Below are 18919 nucleotides of genomic sequence, written 5' to 3' on the forward strand. Positions count from 1 at the left end.
GCCGGCTGGTTAGTAAGGGGATATTTACATAATCGCCGCCGCGCTGCTTCGACGTGCCGCTGCACGCCTGTGACAAACGAAGCTGAAAGGTAACAGTCGGTCACGGCGGCACACCGAGGCGTCAGGCCCGGTATACTTTGCTTCGTCGGCCGGTGCAATGAACCGGTCGTTTTTTCTCATCGAGCGATATTCGTATGAAACGTCATCTGTTTGCTTTCGTCGCGGCGGCCGCCGTGTCGGTTTCCGCTTTCGCGCAGAGCGCGCCGGTCGATATCGTCCGCAATGCGGTCGAGGGCACCGTTACCGCGATGAAGGCCGATCCGGCCGCCCGCGGCGGTGACATGGCGAAAGTCACGCAAGTCGTCGAGCAGCGCTTCCTGCCCGCGACCAACTTCGAGCGCACGACCCGCATCGCGGTCGGCGACGCGTGGAAGCAGGCCACGCCGCAACAGCAGCAGGAGCTGTACAAGCAGTTCAAGCTGCTGATGACGCGCACCTACGCCGCGTCGCTCGCGCAGCTCGGCAGCCAGGACGCGAAGTTCTCGTTCAAGGCCGGCGGCGCGTCGGGTGCCGACGCGCTCGTCCAGTCGACAGTCACGACGCCGGGCGACAGCCAGTCGGTCGGCTATCGTCTCGGCAAGGTCGGCAACGACTGGAAGATCTACGACATCGACATGTCGGGCGCGTGGTTGATCCAGGTCTACCAGGGGCAGTTCAAGAGCCAGCTCGCGTCGGGCGGGATCGACGGGCTGATCGCGTATCTGCAGAAGCACAATTCGCGGACGAACTGACGGCCGTTGCCAGGCCGCAGTCCGGATCGACGAAGGGCGCCCTCGGGCGCCCTTTTTCATGGCTGTGCGCTGGCTGCGCGTCACGCACCGATGCCGAGCATCCGCAGGCAATCGTCGACCACGGCATCGACGAACGCGGCACGATCCGTTTCCGGGGCCGCGATGATGTGATCGGTCGCGCCATGCACGCCCGCATAGATCAGCAGCGCAGTTACTTGCGGATGCGCGAGCCGCCAGGTGCCGGCCCGAGCGCCGCCGTCGAGAATCGCGCCGAGCTGCTCGAGGATCGCGTTCTTGTCGGCATTCGCGCGATCGTGGTGATGGTGGTTCGCGTAGACGATGTCGTGCGTGCGGTAGGTCGCCGCATAGGTTTCGATGTTGGTGCGGATCCACGTGCGCAGGCGCGCGAGCCAGTCGTCGGCGTCGCACGCGTCCACCGCGTGCTGCAGCCGGTCGAGGAACGACGACGTGTAGCGCTGCGCGAGCGCGGCGAGCATGTCGGACTTCGATTCGAAGTAGTGATAGAACGTGCCTTTCGCGACCTGCGCGTGCTCGACGATCTCGCTGATGGTCGTCGCTTCCACACCCTGCGTGAGGAACAGCGTCTCGGCCGCCGCCATCAGTTCCTCGAGGCGCACTTCCGCCGGCTTCGTGCGCGGCTTGCCTGCCGGCGCGTCGTCCTTCACTGTCGTGGTCCCTGCCTTTGTCCTGTCCGTCATCGCGCGGCTCGACGCCCGTTCGTGCAAAGCCCGCAGTTTAGGCCAGCACCCCCGCTCGCGGCCAACGCAATCCATTGACCGACGGTCAGTCGATATATATGATGAGAATCATTCTCATCCCCATGCCCGTGAAGGGCAGCCCGCCATGCATCGCTACCGTCGCGCCGCACTCGTCCTGGCCGCCTGTCTCGGCACCTTTCTCGCCACGCTCGACATCAGCATCGTCAATGTCGCGTTGCCGACGCTGCAGACGGCGCTCGACACCGATATCGGCGGCCTCCAGTGGGTCGTCAACGCGTATGCGCTCGCGTTGTCCGCGTTCATGCTGTCGGCCGGGCCGCTCGGTGATCGCTACGGACACAAGCGCGTGTGGCTCGCCAGCGTGATTCTGTTCACGGCCGGGTCGGTGGTCTGCGCATGTGCGGGCAGCATCGAGCCGCTGCTGATCGGGCGCGCGATCCAGGGGCTTGCCGGCGCATTGCTGATACCGGGCGCGATGCCGATCCTCACGCATGCGTTTCCCGACGCGCGCGAGCGCGCCCGCGCGATCGGCGGATGGTCCGCGTTCAGCGCGCTCGCGCTGATCCTCGGGCCGCTGGTGGGCGGCCTGCTCGTCGAGCACGGCGGATGGCAGAACATCTTCCTCGTCAACGTGCCGATCGGCATCGTGACCGTGCTGCTCGGCGCATGGGGCATTCCGGAGCGCCGGCATCCGCAGCATGCGGCGTTCGATCCGCTCGGCCAGGTGCTGAGCGTGGTGTGGCTCGGATTGCTCACATACGGGCTGATCGGCATCGGCGAAGCCGGCGCGGCGCACGCGAAGGTGCTCGCGCCGCTGGCGGGCGCCGCGGTGGCGTTCGTCGTGTTCGTGCGGGTCGAAACGCGCGTCGAGCGGCCGCTGCTGCCGGTCTGGCTGTTTCGCGACCGGCGGCTGGTGCGCGCCAATCTCGCGTCGTTCGTGCTCGGGTTCTCGGGGTACAGCAGCCTGTTTTTCCTGTCGTTGTTCTTGCAGCAGGCGCAGGGGCGCACGCCGGCTGAGGCCGGCTGGCAACTGATGCCGCAGTTCGTGATGACGGCGATCACGTCGATGCTGTTCGGGCGCATCGCGGCGCGCATTCCGTTGCATACGCTGATGGTGGCCGGGTACGGCCTGATCGGCGCGATGCTCTCGGTCATGGCCGGCTTCGGCGCGGGAACGCCGTATGTGCCGGTCGGTGTCGCGCTGGCGGTGCTCGGGGTCGGCATGGGGCTCGCGGTGCCCGCGACCGGCATGACCGTGATGGAACTGGCGCCGGCTGAACGCGCGGGCATGGCGTCGGCGACGATGAACGCGTTGCGTCAGACCGGGATGAGCATGGGCATCGCGGTGCTCGGCAGCATGATGAGCATCGGTGCGCTGCACCGGATGACGGCCGCGATGCAGGCGGCGGGGAGTGCGCAAGCGGATACGCTCGCGCGGCAGGCGGTGATGGAGCATGTGTTCGCTGCCGGCCGGCCGGAATTGCTCGGTGCGTATCGGGAGGCGATGGCGCACGGGTTTTCGATCGCGGTTTTGTGTTCTGGAATCCTGAGTGTTGCAATTATGGCGATGCTGATGGTGCGGCGTGAATCGGAGAAGCAATCGGGACGCGCGGCGGCGTGCGTGACGTCTTCACTGCCGGAATGATCCGGCGTGTGACGGGTCGGGCCTTTCGCCGCGGATCGCCGCGTCGGGCTCGCCTACCTGCGCCGATGCTCCACGGCGAATTTGATCAGCTCGGCCTGCCCTTCGATCTCCAGCTTGCGCTTCAAATTGAGCCGGTGCGTCTCGACCGTGCGCACCGACAGCCCCGTCTGCTGCGCGATCTGCTTGCTCGACAGCCCTTCCGCCAGCGCATCGAGGATGTCGCGTTCGCGCGGCGTGAGCCGGTCGAGCGGTGACGCGGTCGCGCTCGCGTGGATCATCCGCGCGGCGAGCCCTTCGCTGAAGAACGTCTGGCCGGCCAGCACCGCGCCGATCGCGCGCACGATCTCGCTCGCGGGCGAATCCTTCAGCAGGTAGCCGCTCGCGCCGGCGCGCACGGCCTGCGTCACGTATTCGATGTTGTCGTGCATCGACAGCATCAGCACGCGGATGCCCGGAAAGCGTTCGTGAAACACGCCCGCGAGCGTGATGCCGTTCATCCCGTTCATGCCGACGTCCATCAGCGCGAGATCGGGTTCGAGCGACGCGGCGAGCGTGAGCGCCTCGTCGGCGTTGCCGGCTTCGCCGACGACGGACAGGTCGGCCGCTTCGAGCCGCATCCGCAAGCCGTCGCGCACGAGCGGGTGATCGTCGACGAGCAGCAGTCGGGCGACGGGCCGGGCGGTGTCGGGGGCGCTCATGCGTGAAAGGTCTCCTGTGATGGGGCGCGTCATGACGCGGTGCCGGGCAGCGGCACGCGCGCGGCGACGATCGTGTGGCCGACCTGCGACGTGATCGTCAGCATGCCGCCGAGCGCATCGAGGCGCTCGCGCATGTTGCGCAGGCCGATGCCGCGGCGCGCGTCGGCCTGCGAGCGTTCGGCGTCGAAGCCGCAGCCGTTGTCGGCGATGGTCAGCGTGACGGATTGTGCGCCGACGTCGAGCGTGACGGCTGCGCGCGACGCCTGCGCATGATGCACGATGTTGCTGAGCGCTTCCTGCGCGATCCGGAACAGCGCGGTGTTGACCGCCGCGGGCAGTGGCCGGGCGCCGCTGTGCGCGACCTGCGTATAGCCGATGTCGATGCCGCTTTCGGCGCCGAGTTCACGCACCAGCTGCTCGAGTGCCGCCGCGAGGCCGAGATCGTCCAGCATTGCGGGACGCAGCGCATGCGAGATGCGCCGCACTTCGCGCAGCGTGTCGCCGAGCCGCACGACGCCCGATGCCAGCGCCTGCTCGGCCTCGGGCATGCGCGCCGAGCCGCGTTCGAAGCGTGCGAGCGCGGATTCGAGCATCAGCTTCGCGGACACCATCATCTGGCTGATGCCGTCATGCAGCTCGCGCGACAGCCGCGCCCGCTCCTGCTCCTGCGATTCGACGACGCGCTGCGCGAGCAGCTTGAGCTTCGCGTCGGCACTGCGCGACTCGCTGACGTTCAGCACCAGCGCGCACACGACGATCGCCGCCGCGCCCGTGAGCGCGATCGCGGTGAGCCAGCTCATCGTGCGGTCGATGTTCGCGGACGCGCGCGCGTCGATGCGCTGCAGCGCGGTGTCGACGTCGTCGAGATAGATGCCGGTGCCGACCATCCAGCCCCAGCGCTCGAGCGCGACGACGTAGCCGAGCTTCGGCGCGACGCGGCCCGTCGACGGCCGCTGCCATGCGTAGCGCACGTAGCCGCCGCCGCTCGATGCCGCGCCGATCAGTTTCTGGATCGTCAGCGCGCCCTGAGGGTCGCGCATCGACCAGTAGTTATGGCCGACGCGCTCCGGCTCGCGCGGATGCATCAGCGAATTGCCGTGCAGGTCGTACACGAAGAAATAGCCGTCGGGGCCGAAATCCATCTTCTGCAGCATCGCGAGCGCCTGCGTGCGCAGCATCGCGTCGTCGCGCGCGTTGCGGCCGCTCGCGTCGTAGAGCGGCATGATCGCGCTCGTCGCGAGCTCGACGTAGTGCTTCAGCTCGACTTCCTTGCTCGACAGGTACGCGGCCTGGATCGTCGCGTGCTGCGTGCGCGCGAGGGACGTCGCCTGCTGGCGCACGCCGAAGCCGATGCCGGCGATCGCGAGCAGGAACGGCACGATGGCCAGAAGGAAGATCTTTGCCTTGAGTCTCATGGTGGTGCGAAACGGCCGCGCACCTGCGCGGGCCGGCCGGGCGCGTCAGTCGCGCGGCGGCGTGTCGAGGCGACATTGTCGGCGATTTTGCGCACGGGAGGCGACGGTGGCCCCGGCAACCGCCCCGCCGCCGCCCGGGGCGTGGGCTTCCGTCCGCTCAGGCCTGCCGCGCCGTGAGGCCGCCGGCCGCGGCCGCGTGCACGACGATGCGGTTGCGCCCGCTTTCCTTCGCGCGATACAGCGCGTCGTCGGCCAGCTTCAGCGCGCCCTGCATGTCGTCGTCGCGTTCGGGATAGCTGGTCGTCACGCCGATGCTCACCGTCAGGCGGCCCGACGTGCCGGCGTCGTGCCGGATGCCGAGATCGAGGATCCCCGTGCGGATCGTCTCGGCAATCGTCACCGCGCCGTCCGTGTCGATGTCGGGCAGCACCACGACGAATTCCTCGCCGCCGTAGCGCGCCGCGTAATCTGCCGGGCGGCGCAGGCAGCCGGCGATGCAATGGCCGACCGCGGCAAGCGCGTCGTCCCCGGCCTGGTGCCCCTGCGTGTCGTTGTAGCGCTTGAAGTAATCGACGTCGATGAACAGCAGCGACAGCGCGTGCTGCGCGCGCGCGGCACGGCGCCATTCGCGCGCGAGCGTAACGTCGAGCATCCTGCGGTTGTCGAGGCCCGTGAGGCCGTCGGTGCGCGCGAGCGCCTGCAGCTCGGTTTCCGCACGGTGGCGCTTGCGCAACTGCACGTCGAGCAGCAGCGACAGGCCGACGAAGCCGATCGCGAGCGCGGCCATCGCGGAGCCGATCGGAATCGCACGGTCGTACCACGCGGCGTAGGTGTCGGCTTCCGAGCGCGCGACCATGATGATGAGCGGCAGGTTCTCGAGGTGCCGGAACACGTACAGGCGCCGCACGCCGTCGATCGACGCGGTGTCCGCGAAGCTGCCGTCGTTGGCGCTCATGAACCGCCGGAACGTGCTGGCGCGGCTGATGTCGCGGCCGACGATCTTGGGGTCGTACGGCTCGCGCGCGAGCATCTTGCCGTCCGTGTTGATCACCGCGATCGAGCCGCGATCGCCCAGCGACAGGCGCGAGAACAGGTTCTGGAAATATTCGAGCCGGATCGACACCACGGCGACGCCGCCGAACGAGCCGTCGGGCCGCGTGATTCGCCGGCTGAGCGCGACGCTCGGCGAGCCGCCGCGCAGCCGCGAGTGATACGGGGGGCTGACGTACAGGCCGGCGTCGGGGTGGTCGCGGTGCACGACGAAGTACGGTTCGTTGCCGAAGTTGGCCTTGCGCGGCACGTCGCTCTTGCCGTCGACCTCGATGTCGCCCTTCGCGTCGAGCACGTAGATGCCGCCGAGGTACTTGGCGGTCGTCGCACGGTCGAACAGCACCTGGCGGCGCAGCGGCATCGGCAGCTTGACGACATCCGGGTCGTTCTCGCCTTCGACGACGGCCTGCAGCGACAGCGAATAGATCTCGATGTTGCGCTCGATGTCCCACGACGCCATCAGCGCAAGATTTTGCTGCATCGCGGCCGAGCGGTCGCGCGCGTCGATGCGGCCTTCGTACAGCACGATCCCGCACAGGAGCAGCAGGACCAGCGCGATCAGCAGCCCGGTATAGAAGATCAGGTGCGGCAGCAGGAACCGGCGCAGATGAGCGGCGACACGGCTTGTCAGGCCGGATTCGCTGGGCATTGCGTAGTCGGTTTCTGCCATGGTCCGTGGATCGATGGGCATTGCCGCCGGGGGGCGGGCCGATGCGATTGTTCGTATGCCGTGCCGGCGGCGATCCGTTACGCGGCCATTCCGACGCCTTCCTGCCGGCCGGCGGAGAAAATGGACGCCGATTATCGGTAATCGCGGCCAGATATACCGGTAAATCAAGCATTCACTGGTGACATCTGCGCCGATTCAACGATCCGACGAATCGGGCAGCGCGAATGCAACGGAGTATAGCGCGCGCGTTCACGCGCGCGAAAAATGTTGCGGGCCGTTGATCCGGATCAAATTACAGTGAAATCCCGGACTTGCGAATATCGGGCAGAGCGTTTCAGCACAAGGCTTTGCGGAAAGAGCGGCCGTGGCGCGCGGCATGCCGCTGCCGATTCCATCCGGTTAACGGCACTTGAACGCGAAAAATGAAGGGGTGCGATATACGCCGATTATTCGTTTCAACCGCCGGGCGCGCGCGAAAATGAAAACGGGCGGCCATTACGGCCGCCCGTTTCGTGAAGCAGGGACGGGCACCGGCATGCCGGAAGCCCGCAGCACGCCGATACTTACGCGCCGTGCTGTTCCGCCTTGAACGCGAGCCGGAACCGGTGCAGCAGCGGCTCGGTATAGCCGCTCGGCTGCGACGTGCCCTGCAGCGCGAGCGCGCATGCGGCCTTGAACGCGGTCGACTGGTCGTAGCCGGGCGCCATCGGGCGATAGTTCGGGTCGCCGGCGTTCTGCTGGTCGACGACGCGCGCCATCCGCTTGAACACGTCGAGCACGAACGCCTCGGTGATCACGCCGTGGCGCAGCCAGTTCGCGATGTGCTGGCTCGAGATGCGCAGCGTCGCGCGGTCTTCCATCAGGCCGACGTCGTGGATGTCGGGCACCTTCGAGCAGCCGACGCCCTGTTCGACCCAGCGCACGACGTAGCCGAGGATGCCCTGCGCGTTGTTCTCGACTTCGCTCAGGATCTCGGCCTCGCTCCACGCGGCGCGCTCGACGACCGGCACGGTCAGCAGGCCTTCGAGCAGCGTGTCGCGTTCGCTCGCGTACGGCGTCTTCTCGAGTTCCTGCTGGACGGCCTGCACGTCGACCAGGTGGTAGTGCAGCGCGTGCAGCGTCGCGGCGGTCGGCGACGGCACCCAGGCGGTGTTCGCGCCGGCGCGCGGATGCGCGATCTTCTGTTCGAGCATCGCGTGCATCAGGTCCGGCATCGCCCACATGCCCTTGCCGATCTGCGCGCGGCCGCGCAGGCCGGCCGACAGGCCGGCGAGCACGTTGTTGCGCTCGTACGACTGGATCCACGCCGACGACTTCATGTCGCCCTTGCGGATCATCGGGCCCGCTTCCATCGCGGTGTGCATCTCGTCGCCGGTGCGATCGAGGAAGCCGGTGTTGATGAACGCCACGCGCGCGGCGGCCGCGGCGATACACGCGGCGAGGTTCACGCTGGTGCGGCGCTCCTCGTCCATGATGCCCATCTTCAGCGTGTTGCGCGGCAGGCTGTACAGATCCTCGATGCGTGCGAACAGCGTATCGGCGAACGCGACTTCGACCGGGCCGTGCATCTTCGGCTTCACGATGTAGATCGAGCCCGTGCGCGAGTTGCGCTTGGCCTTCAGGTCGTGCAGCGAGCACAGCACCGTGACGACGCCGTCGAGGATCCCTTCCGGAATCTCGTTGCCGTCGCGATCGAGCACCGCGCCGTTGGTCATCAGGTGGCCGACGTTGCGCACGAACAGCAGCGAGCGGCCGTGCAGCGACAGCGTGCCGCCGTCGGGCGTGGTGTACTCGCGGTCGTCGTTCAGGCGGCGCGTGAAGGTCTTGCCGCCCTTCGCGACTTCTTCGACCAGCGTGCCCTGCATCAGCCCGAGCCAGTTGCGGTAGAGCTGGACCTTGTCGTCGGCGTCCACCGCCGCGACCGAATCCTCGCAGTCGATGATCGTGCTGACTGCGGCTTCGAGCACGACGTCCTTCACGTTCGCGAGATCGGCGCGGCCGATCGGCGTCGATGCGTCGATCTGGATCTCGAGGTGCAGGCCGTTGTGCTTCAGCAGGATCGCGGACGGCGCGTCGGCCGCGCCCTGGTAGCCGACGAACTGCGCCGGCTGCGCGAGATGCACGACGCCCTTCGCGGTTTCGACGGCGAGCTGGCCGTCCTGCACGCGGTAGCGCAGCGCGTCGCGGTGCGACGCGCCGGCGAGCGGCGCCGCGTTGTCGAGCACGTTGCGCGCGTAGTCGATCACGTGCTGGCCGCGCGTCGGGTTGTAGGTCGCGGTGCGTTCGGCGCCGCCGTCTTCCGGCAGCGCGTCGGTGCCGTACAGCGCGTCGTACAGGCTGCCCCAGCGCGCGTTCGCGGCGTTCAGCGCATAGCGCGCGTTCGACAGCGGCACGACGAGCTGCGGGCCGGCTTGCGTGGCGATCTCGCTGTCGACGTTCGCGGTGGCTGCCGCGACGTTCGACGGGACCGGCACGAGGTAGCCGATCTGTTCGAGGAACGCGCGATACGCGGCGTGGTCGCGCACGGGGCCGGGGTGCGCGCGGTGCCAGGTGTCGAGTTCCTGCTGCAGGCGGTCGCGTTCCGCGAGCAATTCGCGGTTGCGCGGCGCCAGGTCGTGCACCAGGGCCGAGAAACCGCTCCAGAACGCGGCCTTGTCGATGCCGGTGCCCGGCAGCGCTTCGTTTTCAATGAACTGGCTCAGCGCTGGCGCGACTTGCAGTCCTGCTTGGTCGATCATCGTCAATCCTCCCGGGGAATAAAGATTCGCGCGCGGCTTGGGCTGGTTATGCCGCGACGCTTTGTGTGCCGGCGCGGGCGATCTGCGCGTCCTGTTCGGACTTTACGCCAGACACGCCGATCGCGCCCGCGATCCGGCCGCCGACCGTGACCGGCACGCCGCCTTCGAGCAACCCCGTCAGCGGCACGCTGAGAAACGCGGTGCGGCCACCGTTGATCATATCCTCATACGCCTTCGTCTCGCGCCGGCCGAGCGCCGCCGCGCGCGCCTTGTCCTGCGCGATATAGGTGGTGGCCGGCGATGCGCCGTCCAGGCGCGCAAACGCGAGCAGGTGACCACCGTCGTCGACGATGGCGATCGACACGGCCCAGCCGTGGCGTTCCGCTTCCGCGCGGGCGGCGGCAAGCATGCGGTCGGCATCGGCGAGCTCGAGTTCGGGTTTCGTTTGCATGGCAATCCTCCGGAATCAGGTCAGTTGACGAGATGGTTGTCGACGAGCTCGATCCAGTGGCGCACGGGCGTGCGGCCCGCGCCGTTCAGGTGAGTCTGGCAGCCGACGTTGGCCGTGACAATCAGGTCCGGCCGCGCGGCTTCGAGCGCGTCGAGCCGGTTGTCGCGCAGTTGCGTCGCGAGCTCGGGCTGCGTCAGCGAATACGTGCCGGCCGAGCCGCAGCACAGATGGCCATCGGCGACATTCGTCAGATCGAAGCCGAGCTGCGTCAGGATGCGTTCGACGGTGCCGCCGAGGCGCTGGGCGTGCTGCAGCGTGCACGGGCAATGGACCGCGATGCGGCGTGGCGTCGAACCGGCCAGCGCGTCGAGCGGCTCGGCCGCGATCATCTCGGCGAGATCGCGCGCGAGCGCGCTGACGCGTCGTGCTTTCTCCGCATAGACGGGGTCGGAGCGCAGCAGGTCACCGTATTCCTTGACGAATGCGCCGCAGCCGCTCGCCGTCAGCACGATCGCTTCCGCACCCGCTTCGATCGCGGGCCACCATGCGTCGATGTTGCGGCGTGCGCGGGCGAGGCCCGCATCCTGTGCGTTCAGGTGATATTCGGTCGCGCCGCAGCAGCCGGCTTCACGTGCCGGGCTCACGCTGATGCCGAGCCGGTCGAGCACGCGCGCGGCGGCCGCATTGGTGTTCGGCGACAGCGACGGCTGCACGCAGCCCTCGAGCATCAGCACGCGCCGCGCGTGGCGCACGGGCGGGCGCGGTGCGGCGGCGGGGATCGCGGCCGGGATCTTGTCCTGCAACGTGCCGGGCAGCAGCGGGCGCAGCGCGCGGCCGGCCTTCAGCAACGCGGCGAACGTCGCCGGGCGCGGCACGACGTGCCGCAGCCCCGCGCGCAGCAGGCGCTCGCGTGCCGGCCGCTGCGCGCGTTTCTCGGCTTCCGCGCGGCCGATGTCGAGCAGCGTGTGATAGCGCACGCCGGACGGGCAGGTCGTCTCGCAGTTGCGGCACGTCAGGCAGCGGTCGAGGTGCTGCTGCGTGCGTTCGCCGCACGGTTCGCCTTCGAGCAGTTGCTTGATCAGGTAGATGCGGCCGCGCGGCCCGTCGAGCTCGTTGCCGAGCACCTGGTAGGTCGGGCAGGTCGCATTGCAGAAGCCGCAGTGCACGCACGCGCGCAGGATCGCTTCCGCTTCGTCGGCCCGGGCGAGGGCCTTGCTTGCTTCGCTGAGATTGGTTTGCATCGGCGGTCGGGATCGGGTTCGCGTCAGAAATCGGCGTACAGGCGGCCGGGATTGAAAATCGCGTGCGGGTCGAGCTGCGCCTTGAGCTGCCGGTGCACGCGCAACAACGCGGGCGGCAGCGGCTGGAACGGCTCGCGTGTCGTGCCCGGCGTGAAGCAGGTCGCGTGGCCGCCCCATTGCGCGGCGAACCGCTGCACGTCGGCCGGTGCGGCGTCGCTCTTCAGCCAGCGCTGTGCGCCGCCCCAGTCGGCAAGCAGCGCGCCGGGCAACGCGTCGAGCGGCGCGGCGGCCGGAACCGCCACGCGCCACAGCGGGCGCGGATCGTCGAAGAACGGCAGCGCAAGGTCGCGCAGCCGTGCCCAGAACGCATCGTCGCGGTCGTCCATGCGCTCGCCGCCGATCGTGTCGCGCGCGGCCTTCACCGAGCCCTCGCCGCCTTCGATCCGCACCCGCAGCACGCCGTCGGCGTGGCATGCACCCGCGAGCGGCAGCCCCGCGCGCCGCCATGCGGCGACGCGCTGCACAGCTTCGTCCACGGCAAGCTGTAACGCGAGATCGCCCGTCGCGCGAGGCTTCGGCAGCACCTTCAGCGACACTTCGGTCACGACCCCGAGACAGCCGAAGCTGCCCGCGAGCAGCCGCGACACGTCGTAGCCGGCGACGTTCTTCATCACCTCGCCGCCGAAGCGCAGGTGCTTTGCGTGGCCGGTAATCACGCGGCAGCCGAGCACGAAGTCGCGCACCGCACCGGCCCACGGGCGGCGCGGGCCCGACAGCGCCGCCGCGAACATGCCGCCGACCGTTGCCGCGCCGCCGAACGTCGGCGGCTCGCACGGCAACATCTGGCCGGCCGCGTCGAGCATCGCCTCGAGTTCGGCGAGCGGCGTGCCCGCGCGCGCGGTGACGACGAGTTCGGTCGGGTCGTACGCGACGACGCCGCGATGCGTGCGCACGTCGAGCGTGCGGCCTTCGACCGGGCGGCCGAGGAACGCCTTCGTGCCGGCGCCGCGGATGTGCAGCGGCTGGCGGTCGTGGATCGCGGCGTCGACCTGGGCGACGAGCGCCGCGCTGTCGTCGATCGATTCGATTTCGCGTCGCATCAGAAGCGCTCCAGTTCGGGAAACGGCAGCTTGCCGTGATGGACGTGCATCGCGCCGAATTCGGCGCAGCGGTGCAGCGTCGGGATGTTCTTGCCGGGATTGAGCAGGCCCTGCGGATCGAACGCGGCCTTCACTGCGTGGAAGAACGTGATTTCGTCGGCGTTGAACTGCACGCACATCTGGTTGATCTTCTCGCGCCCGACGCCGTGCTCGCCGGTGATGCTGCCGCCCGCCGCGACGCACAGCTCGAGGATCTTGCCGCCGAGCGCTTCCGCGCGGTCGAGTTCGCCGGGCCGGTTCGCATCGAACAGGATCAGCGGGTGCATGTTGCCGTCGCCCGCGTGGAATACGTTCGCGACCGGCAGCCCGAATTCGGCAGACAGCGCGGCGATCCCTTCGAGCACGCGCGGCAGCTCGCGGCGCGGGATCGTGCCATCCATGCAGTAATAGTCGGGCGACATGCGGCCGACCGCCGGGAACGCGTTCTTGCGGCCGGCCCAGAAGCGCTGGCGCTCGGCTTCGTCGCGTGCGACGCGGATCTCGGTTGCGCCCGCGTCGCGCAGCAGCGCGGCGACGCGTTCGGCGTCTTCTTCGACGTCGGCCGGCGAGCCGTCGAGTTCGCACAGCAGGATCGCCTGCGCGTCGACCGGGTAGCCCGCGTGGATGAAATCCTCGGCCGCGCGGATCGCGAGGTTGTCCATCATCTCGAGGCCGCCTGGGATCACCCCCGCGCCGATAATTTTCGCGACCGCGGCGCCCGCTTCCGCGACGTCGTCGAAGCTCGCCATCAGCACCTTCACGCTGGGCGGCTTCGGCAGCAGCTTCACGGTCACTTCCGTGACGATGCCGAGCATCCCTTCCGAGCCGGTGAACAAGGCGAGCAGGTCGAAGCCCGGCGCGTCGAGCGCGTCGGCGCCGAGCGTGAGCGTATCGCCGTCGATCGTCAGGATCTCGACCTTCAGGATGTTGTGCACGGTGAGCCCGTATTTCAGGCAGTGCACGCCGCCCGCGTTTTCGGCGACGTTGCCGCCGATCGAGCACGCGATCTGCGACGACGGATCGGGCGCGTAGTAGAGGCCGTACGGCGCGGCTGCCTGCGAGATCGCGAGGTTGCGCACGCCGGGCTGCACGCGCGCGATGCCGGCATCGGGGTCGATGTCGAGAATCTTGTTGAACTTCGCCATCACGAGCAGGAGGCCCTTCTCGAGCGGCATGGCGCCACCCGACAGCCCGGTGCCCGCGCCGCGCGCGACCACCGGCACGCCGAGCGCGGCCGCGACGCGCAGCACCGCGCGCACCTGCTCGACCGTGTCGGGCAGCACGACCGCGAGCGGCACCGTGCGATAGGCGGCGAGGCCGTCGCATTCGAACGGCTTGAGCGCCTCGCGGTCGTGCAGCACGTCGAGGCCGGGCGCCGCCGCGTGCAGCGCGGCAACGAGCGTGTTGCGGTCGACGGTCGCCAGCGGGCCGTCGATCCGTTCGTCGTAGGTGAAACTCATCGGGGTTGTCTCCACCATGCAGGCGGCTGCGCGACGCGCGGCACGCCGGAAGGGATGGATTCTTGGCGGGCGGCGCGCGTGTGTCCAGACGTCGCGAATGTGGTCATACCAGTTTTTATCGAGTGGTCGTGAAGCGGCTGGATCGATTGCCATAAAACTGAATGACAACAAGGGTTTGTGGGAAAATCTCCGATCTCTTTCCGAAGTGGTCATACCAGTATGGAAATGCAGGATCGAGTGGGCCCGGCCCGGAACGTGGCCGACGTCGTGGCCGAGCGCATCGAGAAACTGATCGTCGACGGCGTGCTGAAGGCCGGACAGGCGCTGCCGTCCGAGCGGCGGCTGACCGAGAAGCTCGGCGTGTCGCGCACGGCCGTGCGCGAAGGGCTGAAGCTACTGCGCGCGCGCGGGATCATCGACACCACGCACGGCAAGGGCTCGTTCGTTGCGAGCCTGACCCCGCAACGCGAGATCACGCCGATGATGCATCTGCTCGGCTCGCAGCCGCGCACGCTGTACGACCTGTTCGAGGTGCGCGGGATGCTCGAGACGGAGGCCGCGCGGCTCGCGGCGCTGCGCGGCACGCCGGCCGATTTCATCCTGATCAAGCGTCGCTACGAGGAGATGACTGCGGCTGACGCGCTGGATCTCGACCCGGCCGCGCGCGCGAAGCTCGATCATGCGTTTCATCTCGCGATCTGCGAGGCGTCGCATAACCCGGTGCTGGTGAATACGCTGCAGTCGTTGACGGATCTGCTGCTCAGTTCGGTGTTCGCGTCGGTGAACAATCTTTATCACCGTGAGCCGTTGAAGAAGCAAATCGATCGGCAGCATGCGCGGCTCTATAACGCGGTGACGGGGCGGCTGCCGGACCAGGCGCGCAAGGCGGCGAGCGAACATATTCGTCAGTGCGTCGAGTATCTGCGGGAGATCGAGCAGGAAGAGCAGCGGCTCGTGCGTTCGACGTTGAGGCTTGAAGGGTGGACGTGATGTCGGCCGCGCGTTGCGCTGTGTCTTGATGCGCATCACGCACAGCGGGCCGTCTCGCGACGCGTGTCACATGGCTATGTCAGACTGTGAGCCATTCTTCGTGTGGCCCGCTGTCGTCCGCCATGACGCGTGGACGCCGTCGCGTGAGCAGTGCCTGACGGCATCACGCAGGACGAACCGGTGCGCCACCCTTCCCGAAACGGAGGACATCGCATGTCGAACCGGACCCACGACGACGGGCACGACGCCCGTCCCACCCAGGCGGCGGACCAATCCGCCGATGCGCAGCGCGACGCGTTGCTCGCGTTGCTGAACGAACTGCTGGAAGCCGAGCGCGCCGGCGCGCGGGTTGCGTCGGAGACGGCGGCGGAAATCGGCGATCCCGAACTTCACCGGCTGGTGGCCGGTATTCGGCAGGATGAGGCGCACTGGTGTGCGGTGCTGGTCGATGCGATTCGGTCGCTCGATGCGACGCCGACGCATGCAACGGGTGCGTTCTACGAGAAGGCGATGGCGATCGACGATTTGCCGGAGCGGTTGGCGTTCTTGAATCGCGGGCAGCGGTGGGTCGTGCGGAAGTTGCAGGCGTTGCTGCCGACGCTCGCGCAGCCGGACCTGCACCATGCGCTTACGCAGATGCTCGTGTCGCACGAGAAGAACATCGGGTCGGTTGATGTGCAGCTGCGGATCAAGGGCGGAGAGCCGGGGACGGCGTAGCTGCGGCGGGCCGGAGAAAGGTTCATCGCCGATCGACGTCGATGTCGCTTGTCGACTGCGGATTCAACCCATTGCGGACTTTGGGCCCGGCGAGATCGCAAGGTCATCGGCGATTGGCAAAACCTGCGTCCGTCGAAACCGTCGCCTGGCTTCATAGGGCGGCTTCGTTCCATACCTGGGACGCTCGCCCCTCCGATCGAGGCGCTGACCGGCCGACCGACCGGCCACGACGTTTCAACTCTGCAACATAAAGCACTTTCCGGTTGTCCGGTCGCGCCCCATGCGCACACGCTCGGACGAAACCGCCGATTACCGTCATCCCCGTCACGGGTGCCGCTTGGCGGCCAGTTCCGGCACCGATGCGTGGCTTGCGCCGGCACGGTCTTGCCATTGCGCTCGCCTGCCACCGATTCAGGACTGAAACCGATCGGAAAGTGCCCGCGGCTGGCATTCAGCAGCGGCGCGATCGATGGTCGAGCCGATCCGGCCATTCCCGACCGTTTCAAGACCGACACATTTTCCGCGACAACCGGCATCTCGGCTTGCATCGACGCCTCCTCGTCAGACCAAACGTCCTCCCCGACGGCCGTGGCACGCTCCATGCTTCCACGCCACATGCGCTGGATCTCCCGTTCCGGCGCTCAACCAAATATTTCGACAAAGTTCGCGTCCGACGCCCCGGTAACGGCACTGTTTCGGTGGGGGACGCATCGGGGGACACAATGAAAACAAGTATCACGATCTCGATCGCGACATCGTCGGGGATGGGCAGCGGCGCAGCAACGATCACACCGGAACCGGCTTCCGCCCGATGCCGGACATGCCAGCGTGCATCCGCGCCCGATCGGAAGCAACGGACGCCGGCGCACGCGCGAGCGCACCATGCCGCCCCCCACTTCACCGGCATGCGCGTCTGCGTACCGCTGACTCTCGACTGCAGGCCGAAACGAGTGCCCTGAGCACCCTGCGGCATTTCACCTGAACGGCGCTCGGGCCGTCAGATGCACCGCGCCGCGGTCAGCGACGCCGGAACCACGCGGTTCGTTCTGCCGCGTGCGGATGGCCGGCTCACGAAATTTCGTCGATACGAGTCTTTCATTCGATCATGAATCGGACTGAGAACCGCCCTTGTTCGGTCATCGCGCTTGCACTTTCGCTGGCCGTACTGTTCCTGATTGCGCATCCTTATACGGGCATTCGGCACGATGCGATCCTGTACACCGCGCAGGCGCTTTATAACGCGCATCCCGAGAATTTTTCGCACGACCTGTTCTTTGAATACGGGTCCCAGGATCAGTGGACGATTTACGGCCGGATCTTCGCGAAGATCGTCTCGGCATTCGGACTCCGAACGAGCAATCTCGCGGGCCTGATTGTCGCTCAGGCACTCTGGTGGAGCGGCATCTGGCGCCTGACGAAGAGACTGCTGCCAGAACCTTGGCACTGGCTCTCGTTGTGCTTGATTGCCTGCATGCCGTCCGATTACGGCGCCGGGCTGATCTTCTCGTACGACGAAGGCTTTCTCACCGCCCGGCTTCCCGCCGAAGCACTGGGCCTGTGGGCGATTGCGCTGATGCTCGATCGCCGGTATCGCATGGCCATTGCGCTGGCACTCGTCGCAACGGCCGTTCACCCGCTGATCGGCGGCGTTTCACTGGTCTTCGTCGTACTCGACCGGATGCCACGCGTGACGTGGTGGCGGCTATTGCCGCTCGCGCTGATCGCTTTCGCCGTCGTCGAGATGCCGGCGTTCAAGGCATTGCACCTGTATCCGTTCGATCCGGCATGGCGGTCGATTGCGCAATACAACGTGCCCTTCCTGTTCCCGACCTTGTGGTCGGTCAATGCATGGAGCAAAGCGTGCTGGGCTATCGCCGTGCCCGCGATGCTCTGTGCGACGCGAGTGCAGGATCACCGAACCCAGTGGTCGACGCTCACGCTGATCGGTGTGGCCGGCGTCGCACTGACCACGATCGCGGACTTGACTGGACAGGACGCGATCTGGATACAGCTGCAGCCCTGGCGCGTGCTGTGGCTGCTGACGCTGATGCAATGGCCTGCGGCCATTTTGCTCGTGCGACGCGAACGCCACGCGCGACCGACGCTGATCTGGCTGCTGGCGATCTGCTGGCTACTGATCGACGTCGGCGGCGGGATCGCCGCGCTGGCCATTGCCGCGGCGCTCCACGCGGCAGCCCGTTGGCCGGCGCTCCGCGCCCCGAGGGCGCTGCCTGGCGACTTCGCCCCGGCGCTTCGCTATACGCGGATCGGGGTGACGCTCGTTGCCGCGATCGTCTGGATCGTCTTCCAGTGCGCGTATCAGGTCAGTCGCATCCAGTATCCAACCGGTAGCGTGATGCTCGACCTCCCCTGGCTCGAAACACTGATTCACACGCACCTGGTTGTCACACTGATCGCGTTGCTCGCGATGCTCAATCTGTCGCGCAACCGAATCGCGGTCGTCGGGCTGCCGATGATATTGGCGGCATTCGCCGCATACGGACTCGTCAATATCGACCAGCGCTCGGAGCCCACCAAGATCGTGGAAGCCGGCGCCGACCGTGCGGACTTTGCACCGTTCGAAGGGACGGTCGCGCGCGGCAACATCGTCTATTGGGACGGCCCGCCAGATGAAGTCGTCTATCCGTGGCTGATGATGAGGACATCGAGCTATTACTCGCCGGCTCAGGCCGCGGGTCTGATCTTCCACCGCCGGACGACCTTCGAGGCGCTACGGCGGCTCGAATTGATCAAGCAGGACCCGTACGCGGCCCGGCCTCGCGGCAACCACGACGCGGGCCAAAAGTCGACCGTATTCGTGTCCAAATATGAATACCTTCCGCTGACCCAAACGGGCATCCGGCACATCTGTGCAGATCCGGTGCTGGATTTCATCGTGTCGCATCAGCGCTACCCGGAGTTGGCGACACGCTACGCCTGGTCGCCCGAACCAAACAGCACGGTCTGGCTGTACGACTGCCGCAGCATCAGGACGACGGCTGCCGGTCAGGAAGCGTCATTGGTGCACGCGCAACCAGCCAGCCAGAAGACCGTGGTGCCCGCACGACCGCCGACTGCTTTCCGACGCGGGGCCTCTCGGCCTCGCCACGCGCAAGTGCACGACGTTTGAACGGGAAATACAAAGCATCGATTCAACAGCGCGTTTGCCGCCTG

At 67.5% G+C, this 18919-nt stretch carries 13 protein-coding genes and 1 pseudogene; 5 read left to right on the plus strand and 9 right to left on the minus strand.

The genetic code is table 11. The features are described 5' to 3' along the window. The first annotated feature begins 194 nt into the window (after positions 1 to 194). Positions 195 to 791: a phospholipid-binding protein MlaC gene (locus QZM67_RS09855; protein WP_011353639.1), complete on the plus strand. Its 597-nt coding sequence runs from the start codon at positions 195 to 197 to the stop codon at positions 789 to 791. An 80-nt stretch (positions 792 to 871) separates the two neighbouring features. Here the strand turns inward: QZM67_RS09855 and QZM67_RS09860 are convergent, their stop codons facing one another. Beyond that, positions 872 to 1510, minus strand: a complete 639-nt coding sequence (locus QZM67_RS09860) for a TetR/AcrR family transcriptional regulator (RefSeq protein WP_301802279.1) — start codon at positions 1508 to 1510, stop codon at positions 872 to 874. A gap of 145 nt (positions 1511 to 1655) precedes the next feature. On the opposite strand from QZM67_RS09860, the gene QZM67_RS09865 reads away from it, so the two are divergent. Further along, complete coding sequence (locus QZM67_RS09865) at positions 1656 to 3176, plus strand: MFS transporter (protein ID WP_301802282.1); 1521 nt, start codon at positions 1656 to 1658, stop codon at positions 3174 to 3176. Between the two features lie 53 nt (positions 3177 to 3229). Here QZM67_RS09865 and QZM67_RS09870 read toward each other — a convergent pair whose 3' ends face one another. The 8 genes from QZM67_RS09870 to glcD all read right to left on the minus strand — a co-directional run bounded on the left by QZM67_RS09870 (position 3230) and on the right by glcD (position 14038). Continuing rightward, positions 3230 to 3874, minus strand: a complete 645-nt coding sequence (locus tag QZM67_RS09870; protein WP_175023725.1) for a response regulator transcription factor — start codon at positions 3872 to 3874, stop codon at positions 3230 to 3232. 29 nt (positions 3875 to 3903) lie between these two features. After that, the gene (locus QZM67_RS09875) at positions 3904 to 5289 is read right to left on the minus strand and encodes a cache domain-containing protein (RefSeq protein ID WP_301802286.1); all 1386 of its coding nucleotides are present in this window, start codon (positions 5287 to 5289) and stop codon (positions 3904 to 3906) included. 157 nt (positions 5290 to 5446) lie between these two features. After that, entirely contained in the window at positions 5447 to 7009 is a 1563-nt protein-coding gene (locus tag QZM67_RS09880) for a sensor domain-containing diguanylate cyclase (protein WP_301802288.1), read from the minus strand. A gap of 563 nt (positions 7010 to 7572) precedes the next feature. Continuing rightward, positions 7573 to 9747, minus strand: a complete 2175-nt coding sequence (locus QZM67_RS09885) for a malate synthase G (protein WP_301802289.1) — start codon at positions 9745 to 9747, stop codon at positions 7573 to 7575. A gap of 46 nt (positions 9748 to 9793) precedes the next feature. After that, positions 9794 to 10198, minus strand: a complete 405-nt coding sequence (locus QZM67_RS09890) for a heme-binding protein (protein ID WP_175023729.1) — start codon at positions 10196 to 10198, stop codon at positions 9794 to 9796. Between the two features lie 20 nt (positions 10199 to 10218). Further along, on the minus strand, positions 10219 to 11439 hold the full coding sequence (gene glcF / locus QZM67_RS09895; protein ID WP_089451552.1) for a glycolate oxidase subunit GlcF: 1221 nt from the start codon (positions 11437 to 11439) through the stop codon (positions 10219 to 10221). A gap of 23 nt (positions 11440 to 11462) precedes the next feature. Beyond that, positions 11463 to 12539 (minus strand): glycolate oxidase subunit GlcE, encoded by a 1077-nt coding sequence (gene glcE / locus QZM67_RS09900; RefSeq protein ID WP_301802293.1) that lies wholly within the window; start codon positions 12537 to 12539, stop codon positions 11463 to 11465. Then, positions 12539 to 14038, minus strand: coding sequence for a glycolate oxidase subunit GlcD (gene glcD / locus QZM67_RS09905; RefSeq protein WP_301802295.1), 1500 nt, complete (start codon positions 14036 to 14038; stop codon positions 12539 to 12541). The genes glcE and glcD overlap by 1 nt, the downstream gene beginning before the upstream one ends. 219 nt (positions 14039 to 14257) lie before the next feature. Here glcD and glcC point away from each other — a divergent pair, with 219 nt between their 5' ends. The 3 genes and pseudogenes from glcC to QZM67_RS09920 all read left to right on the plus strand — a co-directional run bounded on the left by glcC (position 14258) and on the right by QZM67_RS09920 (position 18875). Next, the gene (gene glcC, locus QZM67_RS09910; protein ID WP_301802297.1) at positions 14258 to 15028 is read left to right on the plus strand and encodes a transcriptional regulator GlcC; all 771 of its coding nucleotides are present in this window, start codon (positions 14258 to 14260) and stop codon (positions 15026 to 15028) included. 276 nt (positions 15029 to 15304) lie between these two features. Next, positions 15305 to 15745, plus strand: a pseudogene (locus QZM67_RS09915) (DUF6306 domain-containing protein); the annotation flags it as partial. 1105 nt (positions 15746 to 16850) lie between these two features. Beyond that, positions 16851 to 18875 carry a hypothetical protein gene (locus tag QZM67_RS09920; RefSeq protein ID WP_301802302.1) on the plus strand — a complete coding sequence of 675 codons (2025 nt, stop codon included), beginning with the start codon at positions 16851 to 16853 and terminating at the stop codon, positions 18873 to 18875. The last annotated feature ends 44 nt before the right edge of the window (positions 18876 to 18919 follow it).

This window comes from Burkholderia sp. AU45251, from assembly GCF_030482905.1.
GTDB lineage: Bacteria > Pseudomonadota > Gammaproteobacteria > Burkholderiales > Burkholderiaceae > Burkholderia > Burkholderia aenigmatica.